A 12,044-nucleotide genomic window follows, 5' to 3' on the forward strand; every position below is an offset into this window, starting at 1 on the left:
CATGTACCGGCGTAAACGTTCGGGCGTCTTGAGCGCGCCCGGCGAGCCTTAAGGGATTCTGGCGGCACGGGTTTTTCAAGGCTTAAGCATTCGCTGTGAAGGCCCCAGGACGGCAGGCGCGCAGCGAGGGAAAGGGTGCAATGACGGTTTTGACCTGGTCCGATGATCGCGTCGAGCAGCTGAAGAAGCTCTGGGAGGCCGGACTTTCGGCCAGCCAGATCGCGGCGGAGCTCGGCAATGTGACCCGCAATGCCGTGATCGGCAAAGTGCACCGGCTCGGCCTGTCCGGCCGCGCCAAGAGCCCTTCATCGGCAGCGCCCCGGCCGCGCAAGGCACGGCCCGCGCAGCACATGATGCGAGTCACTCGCCCCGTCGCGCGCGGCAACACCGCGCTGGCGCAGGCCTTCGAGGTCGAGGTTGAGGCTGAACCTGTTACCTACGACAACGTGGTGCCTATGAGCCAACGGCTGTCGCTACTGGAATTGAACGAGGCGACCTGTCACTGGCCGGTCGGCGATCCCTCGAGCCCGGATTTCTTCTTCTGCGGCGGCAAGGCGCTTTCCGGCCTGCCCTACTGCGCCCAGCATTCGCGCGTGGCGTATCAGCCCGCAGCAGACCGCCGGCGCGCGCCGGCCAAGCCGGGCACGCGCTGAGTTTGTCGATCTACCTGATGGCAGCCGTGACGCGATCACGGCTCCAGTAACTCGGTGTCATCCCCGCCTGGTGCGCGATTGCGCGCGAGGGGCGGGGATCCGTAGCCACAGCGCGCAATTGTCGCGCGAGATGGTCACTCCGAGTCTTCGTCAAAGCACGTTCTGTGGTTATGGACCCGGGCTCGCGCTGCGCGCGTCCCGGGATGGCGGCCAAGATCATTGCCGCATCTCGCGAAACCAACACTCGCCAGTTTAGAGCTTTACGTCTGCTCCGCCTTGGCGAACCGATCATCCAGCGCGTAGCCGGCGCCGCGGACCGTGCGGATCGGGTCCTGCTCGCGACCCAGATTGAGCAGCTTGCGCAGGCGCCCGATATGGACGTCGACGGTGCGCTCGTCGATGTAGATGTCGCGGCCCCAGACGCTGTCGAGCAGCTGCTCGCGCGAGAACACGCGGCCGGGATGCTCCAGGAAGAACTCAAGCAGGCGATATTCTGTCGGGCCGAGATCGATCGGCCGGCCCGAGCGCGCCACGCGGCGCTTGTCGCGGTCGAGCTCGATGTCGCCATAGGCGAGCACCGTCGCGAGCCGCTCGGGGCTCGCGCGCCGCAGAAGCCCCTTCACGCGCGCGAGCAGCTCCGGCACCGAGAACGGCTTGACGATGTAGTCGTCGGCGCCGGTCGCAAGCCCCCGCACCCGCTCGCTCTCCTCGCCGCGCGCGGTGAGCATGATGATCGGGAGCTGCTTGGTCTCGGGCCGCGTGCGCAGCCGCCGGCACAGCTCGATGCCCGATAGCCCAGGCAGCATCCAGTCGAGCACGATCAGATCGGGAATGTGCTCCTTGAGGCGGGTATCGGCATCGTCGCCGCGCATCACCGTCTCGACGTCATAGCCGTCGCCTTCGAGGTTGTAGCGGAGAAGCTCGGTGAGAGCTTCCTCGTCCTCAACCACCATAATGCGTGCGCCCATGGTGTCGTCGCTCCTTACGTCTTCAGGTATTCGGTATCGTGGTGGCGAAATTGGTCATGTCGCCCTTCGGCCGCTTGTCGGTGATCGCCTGCCCCTCGATCATGTAGAACACGGTCTCGGCGATGTTGGTGGCGTGGTCGCCGATCCGCTCGATGTTCTTGGCGCAGAACATCAGATGGATGCAGAACGAGATGTTGCGCGGATCCTCCATCATATAGGTGAGGAGCTCGCGGAACAGCGAGGTGCAGATCGCGTCGACCTCCTCGTCGCCCTTCCACACCGCCATTGCCGCCGGCAGATCGTGCGCGGCGTAGGCGTCCAGCACCGACTTGACCTGCTGCTGCACCAGGTCGGTCATGTGTTCCAGGCCGCGGAACAGCTTGAGCGGATGGAAATCCGTCTCCAGCGCCGCGACGCGCTTGCCCATGTTCTTGGCGAGATCGCCGATGCGCTCGAGATCGGTCGCGACGCGCATGGCGCCGACGATCTCGCGCAGGTCAACCGCCATCGGCTGGCGGCGCGCGATGGTGAGCACCGCGCGCTCCTCGATGCGCTTCTGCAGCGCATCGAGCTCGGTGTCGGTGGCGACGACGCGCTGGCCGAGCGCGACGTCGCGGCGGATCAGCGCGTCGACGGAATCGACGATCATGCGCTCGGCGATGCCGCCCATTTCGGCAACCAGGCGCGTGAGCTCCTGGAGGTCGCTGTCGAAGGCCTTTGCGGTATGTTCAGAACCCATGTTCCGTCTCCTCAGCCGAACCGGCCGGTGATGTAATCCTGCGTGCGCCGGTCGCTCGGCGACGTGAAGATCTTGCTGGTATCGTCGAACTCGATCAGCTCGCCGAGATACATGAACGCGGTCTTGTCCGAGACGCGCGCCGCTTGCTGCATGTTGTGGGTGACGATCGCGATCGTGTAGTTCTCGGACAATTCCTGGATCAGTTCCTCAACCTTCGCCGTCGAGATCGGATCGAGCGCCGAGCAGGGCTCGTCGAACAGGATCACCTCGGGCCGGACCGCGACAGTGCGAGCGATGCAGAGGCGCTGCTGCTGGCCGCCGGAAAGCGACAGGCCGGAAGCATTGAGCTTGTCCTTGACCTCGTTCCACAGCGCGCCGCCACGCAACGCCTTCTCGACGCGGTCGTCCATCTCGGACTTCGAGATCTTCTCGTACAGACGAATGCCGAACGCGATGTTCTCGTAGATCGTCATCGGGAACGGGGTCGGCTTCTGGAACACCATGCCGACCCGGGCGCGCAGCAGATTGAGATCAAGCTTGGGGTCGAGAATGTTGGTGTGGTCGAGCAGCAGCTGACCGGTGGCGCGCTGGCCCGGATAGAGATCGTACATCCGGTTGAAGATGCGCAGCAGGGTCGACTTGCCGCAGCCGGACGGGCCGATGAATGCCGTGACGCGGTTGGTGCCGAGCGCCAGATTGATGTTCTTCAATGCATGGTGCTCACCGTAGTAGAAGTTGAGGTTGCGCGCCGTAACCTTGGCGGGCGCCTCGGGCAGGGGCTGCGAGCCGGGATGGACGGTCGGCGCGCTGACGGAAACAGACATTTCACTCATTTTGCAGTCCTCTCGGCGCCGATGATGCGCGCGCCAATGTTCAGGGCAAGCACGGTCAGGGTGATCAGCAGCGCGCCGCTCCAGGCGAGCTGCTTCCAGTAGGCGTAGGGGCTCTGCACGAAATTGTTGATGGTCACCGGCAGGTTGGCCATGGTCTTGTCCAGGCCCAGGCTGAAGAACTGGTTCGAGAGCGCGGTGAACAGCAGCGGTGCCGTCTCGCCGGCAACGCGGGCGGTGGCGAGCAGCACGCCGGTGATGAGGCCGGAACGCGCGGCGCGATAGGCGATCCGCTTGATCACCAGCGAGCGCGGCAGGCCCAGTGCGCTGGCGGCCTCACGCAGCGGGTTGGGAACCAGCAGCAGCATGTCTTCCGTGGTGCGCACCACGACCGGGATCACGATGACGGCGAGCGCCAGCGCGCCCGCGATCGCCGAGAAGCCTCGCATCGGCACCACCACCGCGCCGTAGATGAACAGGCCAATGATGATCGAGGGCGCCGACAACAGAATGTCGTTGATGAAGCGGATCACCGAGGTCAGCTTGTCGTTGCGGCCGTACTCGGCGAGATAGGTGCCGGCGAATAGGCCGAGCGGCGCGCCGATGCCGACGCCGATCGCGGTCATGATCAGCGAGCCGACGATAGCGTTGCGCAGGCCGCCCTCGGTCGATCCGGGCGGCGGGGTGTCAGCGGTGAAGACCTGGAAGTTGAGCCCGGCCAGGCCGTTGTAGAACAGCGTGATCAGGATCAGCGCGAGCCAGGTGACGCCGAAGGCGGCAGCGGCGATGCAGAGCCCGCGGATGACGATGTCCCAGCGGCGGCGACGTGCATAGATCGGGTTCATGGCTTTACTTCCCGGCCTTGGTTTCCAGGCGCATCAGCATCAGCCGCGCGGCTGCGAGCACGAAGAACGTCAACACGAACAGGAGCAGACCGAGAAGGATCAGGCCGGACTGGTGCAGGCCGTCGCTCTCGGCGAACTCCGACGCGATCGCCGCCGAGATCGTGGTACCCGGGGCGAAGATCGACGATGAGATGCGGAACGAATTGCCTATGATGAAGGTCACCGCCATGGTTTCGCCGAGCGCGCGGCCCAGCGCCAGCATGACACCGCCAATGATGCCGACGCGGGTGTAGGGGATCACCACGCTGCGGACGACTTCCCAGGTGGTGCAGCCGACACCATAGGCGGCTTCCTTCAAGACCGGCGGCACCGTCTTGAACACGTCGACCGAGATCGAGGTGATGAAGGGCAGCACCATGATCGCGAGGATCAGCGCGGCGTTGAACAGGCTGAGATAGGAGGGGGGCCCGGCAAAGATCGCGCCCAGCACAGGGACGCCGTCGAAGACCTTGATCATGAATGGCTGGAAGGTGTTGGCCAGGAACGGCCCGAGCACGAAGAAGCCCCACATGCCGTAGATGATCGAGGGAATGCCGGCGAGCAACTCGACCGCCATGCCGATCGGGCGGCGCAGCCATTGCGGACAGAGCTCGGTGAGGAAGATCGCAATGCCGAGGCCGACCGGAATGGCGATCAGCATGGCGATGAAGGAGGTGATGAGCGTTCCGTAGATCGGCCCGAGCGCGCCCAGCACCGGAGGATCGGCGGACGGTGCCCAGCGCTGCGTCCACAGGAAGGAGAGGCCGTACTCCTTCATCGCGGGGAAGGCGCCGACGACCAGCGAAAGGATGATGCCGCCGAGGATCAGCAGCACCGAGATCGCGGAAAGCCGCGTGATCCAATAGAAAGTGACGTCGCCGAGCTTGAACGCGCCCAAGGCCTTGGCGCGATCATACGGTCCGGCATCGTCGATTACATCGCTCTGAACGGCCATCTCTGCCACGCCGATCCCCTGTTTTGCTCACGCCAGCTGCATGCCGCCAAAGGCGGTCGTTTTCGACAGCTTGCCCGCGTCGTTCCGGGATTGTCTTGAAGGGGACCCGGAATCCTGAAGATTCCGGGCCGCTCGTCCACTCGCGCCCGCCGCGAGGCGGAGCGCGAGTTCAGTACGCTGCAATCAGCTCTTGATCTCGGCAGCCCACGTCTTCTCGATCTGCTTCACGACAGTGTCGGGCATCGGGATGTAGTCGAGCTCCTCGGCCATCTTGTCGCCCTTCTCGAACGCCCACTTGAAGAACTTGAGGGCTTCCTGGGAGGCCGCCTTGTCGGTCGCATCCTTGTGCATCAGGATGAAGGTCGCGCCGGTAATCGGCCAAGACGCTTCACCCGGCTGGTCGGTCAGGATCACATAGTAGTTCTTGGAGCCGGCCCAGTCGGCGTTGGCGGCTGCAGCCTGGAAGGCCGCAACGGTCGGCTGCACGGTCTTTCCGGACTTGTTGATCAGGGCACCGTAGGTCAGCTTGTTTTGCTTGGCATAGGCATACTCGACATAGCCGATCGAGTTCTTGGTCTGGCTGACATTGCCCGCGACGCCTTCATTGCCTTTGGCGCCAACGCCCGTCGGCCATTCGACCGCGGTACCGGCACCGACCTTCGTCTTCCACTCGGCATTGGTCTTGGAAAGGAAATCGGTCCAGATGAACGTGGTGCCGGAACCGTCCGACCGACGCACGACGGTGATGGCGTCCGAGGGGAGCTTCACCTTGGGATTAAGCTTGGCGATCGCCGGGTCATTCCAAGTCTTGACCTTGCCCAGATAGATGTCGCCCAGCAGCTCGCCGGAAAACACCAGCTCGCCCGACTTGATCCCTTCGAGATTGACGACCGGCACCAGGGCACCCATCGCCTGCGGCCATTGGATCATTCCGTCCTTTTCAAGCTGCTCGGGCTTGAGAGGCATATCGCTCGCGCCGAAGGTCACGGTCTTGGCCTGGATCTGCTTGATGCCGCCGCCCGAACCGATCGACTGGTAGTTCAGACCGTTGCCGGTCTCCTTTTTGTAGGCGTCAGCCCACTTGGAATAGAGCGGGAACGGGAACGTCGCGCCGGCGCCGGTGATGTCGGCCGCGAAGGCGGCCGTCGTCGATGCGGCTACCAAGCCAGCAGCGACCATAGTTTTGAGGAAATTCATGCTGGTCTCCATACAGGGGAGCGAAGCGCCATCCGCGCCCGATCGCGCTCCCCGCGCCGCCCGTTTAGGAGCGGTCGGCTGTGCTTTTACGAAGGTTTCATGACAGTTGGATGACGCAACCAAGCATTTGGATTCGCTTGGTTTTTAGGCCGCGGTCGAAATCTTCGCCTGGGGAAAACACGCCGTGAAAGTTGCACCCTGCTTGGGCACGCTTTCGATCAAAAGCCGGCCGCGGTGGCGGTTAAGAATATGTTTCACCAGCGATAATCCGAGTCCGGTACCGCCTTGCGAGCGGCTGTCGCCGACGTCCACCCGATAGAAGCGCTCGGTCAGCCGCGGCAGGTGCTCGGGCGCGATACCGGGGCCGAAATCGCGTACCATGATCCGGATTTCCTGAGTTCCATCAGAGGCGGCGCCTGATGTCAGCGACACGATGACGCGCCCGCCGGAGGCGCCGTATTTGAGCGCGTTCTCGATCAGGTTCTCAAACAGGCGGAGCAGCTCCTCGCGGTCGCCGGCGATCATCACCGGCGGATCCGGCAGCTGGATTTCCACCACGACCTGGCGCTCGCGGGCCAGCGGCTCGAGCCCGTCGGCGACCTGGCGGATGATCGGCACGAGGTCGACCAGGGTGTCGGGCCGGACATGGGCCGACAGCTCGACCCGCGACAGCGACAGCAAATCGTCGATCAGGCGCGCCATGCGGGTGGCCTGGTTGTGCATGATGCCGAGGAAGCGCTCGCGCGCCTTGGGGTCGTCCTTGGCCTGGCCCTGCAGCGTGTCGATGAAGCCCGACAATGCGGCCAGCGGCGTACGCAGCTCGTGGCTCGCATTGGCGACGAAGTCGGCGCGCATCTCCTCCACCCGGCGCAGCGGCGTCTGGTCGTGGAAGGTCATCAGCATGCATTTGTCGGTACCGCCGAAGCTGGTCGGAACCGGCACCGGCGTGATCATGAGCTCCATCCAGCGATCGACCGGAACATGGTCGAGATAGGTCGCGCGCCGCGGCTCGGTGGTCGCGATCGCCTCGCGCAGTGCCGTGATGATCTCCGGCGAGCGCAGCGCGAACTGGGCGAGCTCGTTCCGACGCAGCGCCGGGGCGAGCTGAGCGGCGGCGGCATTGAGGTGGATGACGCGACCGGCGCGGTCGAGCAGCACAGCCGGATCCGGCATGCCGGCGACCACCGCGGCCACCGCCGCGCTCTCGACCGGGTTGATGCGCCTGACGTCGTCCCGGGAAGCGGCGGGATCGTGCAGCCGCCAGGGGATCAGGGCAGCCGCCGCGATGCAGAGGAACACGATCGCGGCGTGCAGTGCCGACAATTCGCCGAGCGAGACCACGACTGACAGCGCCAGCGCCGCGGCGATGAGGATGATGGTCGAGTGCCGCAGCCGGTCCGACCATGGCTGAACGTTGGGAGAAGATGGGGCGTCGATCGCCATCGGGACGGGCTTCTCCTGGAGGACTTGCGGCGGTCAGGCACCGCTGTCGCTACGCTCTCTCACATAGGCGGCTTCACGCGCCGGGCCGGGGTCGAGCTTGAGTGCCGCCTGCTGCAAGCGCTTCGAACGTGTGCCGATTATAACTTCGCGAAACGTCAGCAAGATTACAGATATGACGAAGGGCGACACATAATAGAGGAGGCGGAACAGCAGCATTCCGCCCAGCAGCTCCTCCCGGTCCATCTGCCAGAGGCCGACCAGCATGGCGGCGTCGAACACGCCAAGGCCTCCCGGCGAATGGCTGGCAAAGCCGAGCAGGGTCGCCGAGACGAAGATCACCGCGACCACGACGAAACCGAGATTGGGCTCGTCCGGGACCAGCACGTACATGGCGAGCGCACAAAAGCCGAGATCGATGATGCCGATTGCGATCTGGAGCAGCGTCAGGGGGCCGCCCGGCAGCACCACGGTCCAGGGGCCGCGGCCGACCACCCGCGGCTGGGTCCAGACCCAGACCACGTAGCAGACCAGCGCCGCGATGATCATCAGCGCCAGCGTCCGATTCAGCCAGGGCGGAAGCTGGTCGATCGAGGCTGCAGCCTCCGGATGGTAGGCGATGCCGAGCCCGAGCACGGCGGCGTTGCCGAGCCAGAAGGTGAGGCCGGCGAGGAAGCAGATCTTGGCGACGTCGATCGCGTTCAGTCCATAGGCCGAATAGATGCGATAGCGCACCGCGCCGCCGGTGAAGACGGATGCGCCGACATTGTGACCGATCGAGTAGCTGGTGAAGGCCGCGAGCGCGGTGATCCGGTAGGGCACCTGGGCGTGGCCGATCGCGCGCGTGGCGAACAGGTCGTAGAAGGTCAGGGTGAAATAGCCCGCAGCGACGAACAGCGCCGCCATCGCAATCTGGCTCGGCTCGGTGCTCTTGATCGCTTCGAGGACCTCGTTGAAATCGATGCCCCGCAGCATGTGGTAGAGCACATAGCAAGCGATCCCGATGACCGCGATGCTGATCACAACGCCAAGCTTATGCAGGACTTGCTTCTCGCGCAGAAACGACGTCGCCCTGCGTATGGCTTCCAGCATCTAGACCTCGAACAACGCTTCAGCGGCCAGGGTGGCCGGCGGACGGGCGGACGACTCACAGGCACTCAACGAACCTTCGCCGCCGGCACCGGCATCGCGCATGCCCCCTGCCCCTCCACTAGCGCGTTTTCGGGCGGAGTGGAATTCGCCAGTTCGAACAAAAACACGTGCCTTCAGTATTTTAGGCAGGGTCATGGCTCCTGATGCACGGTTTGGCGCCTTCGGCGGCACGGTTGACGCGAATCTCCGTGGCAATCCTGCGCAGACGCCATGAAGTTTTGATGATTTCGGCCGCACAATGTTCCGTCACGACTTAAGCCAACTTCAATCTATCGGCCGCGCGGTCAGGGTGCACGGCAACATCACGGAGCCGCCGGCGGTGCGGTGCGCGAGACGACGCGGTCGCGCAGCCATGCACCAATGGTGCAACCGACGAGATAGCAGGCGAACATGATCAGCCCAAGGTCGAGCCAGTAGCCGAAGCGGCCGGGGACAACATGGGCGACCGAGGCCGCGATCAGAGCCACAGCAAGCGCGGCGAGCCAGCGCGCCGTCACCTTCGAGGTGCCGTTGCCGCGCTGGACCACCGAGATCCAGCCCATGCAAAAGCCCAGCAGCAACGAGCCGATCAGCCAGCCCAGGTGGAAAGAGACGAGATAGGGCATCGTCACCTCACCAGAAATTCGATGCGGCGGTTCCGCGCCTTGCCTTCATCGGTGTCGTTGCTGGCAACGGGCTGCGTGCTGCCATGGCCGACCGCCGTGAACCGGCTGGCCGGCAAACCGGCCTTGACCAGATAGTCGATCACCGCCTGTGCGCGCTTTTCCGAGAGAGCCTGGTTGAAGGAATCCTCACCGTCCGCGTCGGTATGCCCGACGACCACGATATTGGTGGTGGGGCAGCGCAGTGCGGTCTCGATGAGACGATCAAGGATGGCCACGGAGTCGGGATCGATATCCGCGCGCTTGTTTGCGAAGCGGATTTTGCCCTTGGTCAGCAGCTCTGTGAACAATTGCTGGCACACGGTGCCGTCGACGGGGCCTGCCGCGGGCTTCACCGTGATCTCCGGCTTGTATTGCCAGGTTTTCGGGAAGTCCCTGCCGAGGCCAGCGCGAATGTCGTTGGCGGCGCCCTCGTAGAGCGCATCACCGGACAGCTTCACCTCGCGATCGGAGACGACGAGCGTGCCGGTCGATAGCCGCGACAGCGCGCCAAGCGCTGCGACGACCGCCATGCTGAAGGAGCCGGGTGCGCCGACGCTGGCCTTGAGATTGTCCACGACCTTTTCGGTGAAGAACTTTCGCGAGGCGCTGGTGGCGATTGCCGCATGGACATTGTTGTCGGGAACGTAGCCGGTCAGCGTCACCTTCGCCGCCACCGGGTCCTTGTAGGCCTGGAAGATATAAGGGGGCGCCTTGATGTCGTTGGCGGCGATTGAAAAGCCCTCGGGCAGGTTCTTCAGCGCTGCTGCGATCGCCTCGCGGCCGCCGAGCTCGCGCGCCATGCCCGACAGATTGACCTTGGTGTCCGTTATCGTGATCTTGCCGTCCTTGAGCTTGCCGATCTGGTCCAGCAGGAGCATCGCGGCCGCCTCGAACCGCGGCGGCGCGCCGCGTGCCAGACCCATCTGGTCGGCCACCTCGGCGCCGCCGACCTCCTTGCGGGCCGCCTCGGTCAGCCGGGCCTTCATCGACGGCAAGGACGCGGAGCCCGACAGCGTCACCCGCACCACGTCACGCTCGGCATTCCAGACGAAAGGCTTGGCCTCGGGAACAAGTCGGGTCCGGTCGTCGACCAGTCGCACGCCGGGCACGGTCTCGACCGCCATCACGGCGTCGCGGCGCCCTTCCTCGGAGAAGGCGTCCGCGGCCAGGCTGACGTCGCGGCCATCGACCGCGATCCGGGTTTTGTCCAGGACGGTATTCTTCAGCACCGCCGAGCTTCGGGCAGACAGGTCGGCCTCAACCGGTAAGGTGTTATTCCAGGCCGCAAATCCCCACATGATGGCCAGGGGGATCAGCCCCGGCCACCATTTGCTGGCCCACGAGAAAAGCTTTTGCATTCGACGACCCGAACTCTGGAAACGGAGACAAAACAAACCCTTGGCAGGCTGTCAAACCGGAAATGGTGCCGTTCCGAAGGCCCTGCCTGGACAATCCAAATAACTTTTTCTTCAAGGGTTCTTCCGTAAGTTGAAGGCGGAATGCCAGAGTCCCTCAGCCGGTCATGAAACAACTGCGTAACAACGTCATCCGCGCCGGGCTGGGAGCACTTTATTTCAGCGGGGCGCACCACCTGTTGCGCCCGCTCTTGTCGGGCGTCGGCGCCATTTTCATGCTGCACCGGGTGCGGCCGGCCCGTGAGGCCGCGTTTCAGCCGAACCGGCATCTCGAAGTCACCCCCGAATTCCTTCGCGCGACACTGTGCCATTTGCGCTCGCGCGACATCGACATCGTCACCATGGACGAGCTGCACGAGCGATTGGCGCAGGGACGGTTCGACCGCCGCTTCGCCGCCTTTACCCTCGACGACGGCTATCGCGACAATCTGGACCATGCACTGCCGGTGCTGCGCGAATTTGACGCGCCTCTGACCGTCTATGTCGCGAGCGACTTTGCCGACGGCACCGGACGCCTGTGGTGGGCGGCGCTGGAGGCCGTCATCGCGAAGGCCGAGCAGATCGACATTACAATCGGCAATTCTGCATTGCGGCTCGATGCGACGACGCCTGCGGCCAAGCAGGCAACGTTCGACCGCCTGCACGACTGGCTGCGCGCGCTGCCGGGCGAGCACGACCTCAAGCGCGAGATCGAGGCACTGTGCACGACGTACGACGTCGACATGGGAGCGCTGTGCCGCAGCCTCTGCCTGTCCTGGACCGAGTTGAAGACATTCGCCGCCGATCCGCTGGTCACGATCGGCGCGCACAGCGTCAGCCATTGCAACCTCGCCAAGCAGGCGGAAGACGTTGCCGCGCAGGAGATGACGGTGAGCCGCGCGCGGATCGAGCAGGCGCTGGAGCGCCCCGTGCTGCATCTTGCCTACCCCTATGGCGACCGCGAGGCCGCGGGGATGCGCGAATTCACCCTTGCTGCAGCCGCCGGCTTCAAGACCGCGGTGACGACGCGGCCCGGCATGCTGTTCGCCGACAATGCCGCCCACATGACGGCGCTGCCACGCGTCTCGCTCAACGGCAACTACCAGGACGCGCGCATCCTGCCGGTGCTGACCTCGGGCGCTGCGACCGCGATGTGGAACGGCCTCCGCCGGATCGCGGCGGCGTAGC

12 protein-coding genes are annotated in these 12,044 nt (G+C 64.6%); 2 read left to right on the top strand and 10 right to left on the bottom strand.

Annotated elements, in window-relative coordinates; translation table 11 throughout:
* The first annotated feature begins 140 nt into the window (after positions 1-140).
* Positions 141-653: a GcrA family cell cycle regulator gene (locus tag K408_RS0104045; RefSeq protein WP_024337097.1), complete on the top strand. Its 513-nt coding sequence runs from the start codon at positions 141-143 to the stop codon at positions 651-653.
* A gap of 260 nt (positions 654-913) precedes the next feature.
* Here K408_RS0104045 and phoB read toward each other — a convergent pair whose 3' ends face one another.
* The 10 genes from phoB to K408_RS0104100 form a co-directional block, all read right to left on the bottom strand.
* A complete protein-coding gene (phoB, locus tag K408_RS0104050) occupies positions 914-1,621 on the bottom strand; it encodes a phosphate regulon transcriptional regulator PhoB (protein WP_008143479.1) in 708 nt (235 codons plus the stop codon).
* Between the two features lie 22 nt (positions 1,622-1,643).
* Complete coding sequence (phoU, locus tag K408_RS0104055; protein ID WP_024337096.1) at positions 1,644-2,360, bottom strand: phosphate signaling complex protein PhoU; 717 nt, start codon at positions 2,358-2,360, stop codon at positions 1,644-1,646.
* Positions 2,361-2,371: 11 nt separating this feature from the next.
* Positions 2,372-3,193 carry a phosphate ABC transporter ATP-binding protein PstB gene (pstB, locus tag K408_RS0104060; protein WP_024337095.1) on the bottom strand — a complete coding sequence of 274 codons (822 nt, stop codon included), beginning with the start codon at positions 3,191-3,193 and terminating at the stop codon, positions 2,372-2,374.
* Positions 3,190-4,035, bottom strand: coding sequence for a phosphate ABC transporter permease PstA (gene pstA / locus K408_RS0104065; RefSeq protein WP_024337094.1), 846 nt, complete (start codon positions 4,033-4,035; stop codon positions 3,190-3,192). The genes pstB and pstA overlap by 4 nt, the downstream gene beginning before the upstream one ends.
* Before the next feature lie 4 nt (positions 4,036-4,039).
* Positions 4,040-5,029: a phosphate ABC transporter permease subunit PstC gene (pstC, locus tag K408_RS0104070; protein ID WP_024337093.1), complete on the bottom strand. Its 990-nt coding sequence runs from the start codon at positions 5,027-5,029 to the stop codon at positions 4,040-4,042.
* Positions 5,030-5,212: 183 nt separating this feature from the next.
* Positions 5,213-6,226, bottom strand: a complete 1,014-nt coding sequence (pstS, locus tag K408_RS0104075) for a phosphate ABC transporter substrate-binding protein PstS (RefSeq protein ID WP_024337092.1) — start codon at positions 6,224-6,226, stop codon at positions 5,213-5,215.
* A gap of 144 nt (positions 6,227-6,370) precedes the next feature.
* The gene (locus tag K408_RS0104080; protein WP_024337091.1) at positions 6,371-7,669 is read right to left on the bottom strand and encodes an ATP-binding protein; all 1,299 of its coding nucleotides are present in this window, start codon (positions 7,667-7,669) and stop codon (positions 6,371-6,373) included.
* A gap of 33 nt (positions 7,670-7,702) precedes the next feature.
* Positions 7,703-8,758, bottom strand: a complete 1,056-nt coding sequence (locus K408_RS0104085) for a lysylphosphatidylglycerol synthase domain-containing protein (protein ID WP_024337090.1) — start codon at positions 8,756-8,758, stop codon at positions 7,703-7,705.
* A 362-nt stretch (positions 8,759-9,120) separates the two neighbouring features.
* Entirely contained in the window at positions 9,121-9,423 is a 303-nt protein-coding gene (locus K408_RS0104095) for a hypothetical protein (protein WP_024337089.1), read from the bottom strand.
* A 2-nt stretch (positions 9,424-9,425) separates the two neighbouring features.
* Positions 9,426-10,820: an OmpA family protein gene (locus tag K408_RS0104100; protein ID WP_024337088.1), complete on the bottom strand. Its 1,395-nt coding sequence runs from the start codon at positions 10,818-10,820 to the stop codon at positions 9,426-9,428.
* Between the two features lie 164 nt (positions 10,821-10,984).
* Between K408_RS0104100 and K408_RS0104105 the strand changes: the two genes are divergently transcribed.
* On the top strand, positions 10,985-12,043 hold the full coding sequence (locus K408_RS0104105) for a polysaccharide deacetylase family protein (RefSeq protein WP_024337087.1): 1,059 nt from the start codon (positions 10,985-10,987) through the stop codon (positions 12,041-12,043).
* Position 12,044 lies beyond the last annotated feature (1 nt).

This window comes from Bradyrhizobium sp. in8p8, from assembly GCF_000426845.1.
Taxonomy (GTDB): domain Bacteria; phylum Pseudomonadota; class Alphaproteobacteria; order Rhizobiales; family Xanthobacteraceae; genus Bradyrhizobium; species Bradyrhizobium japonicum_C.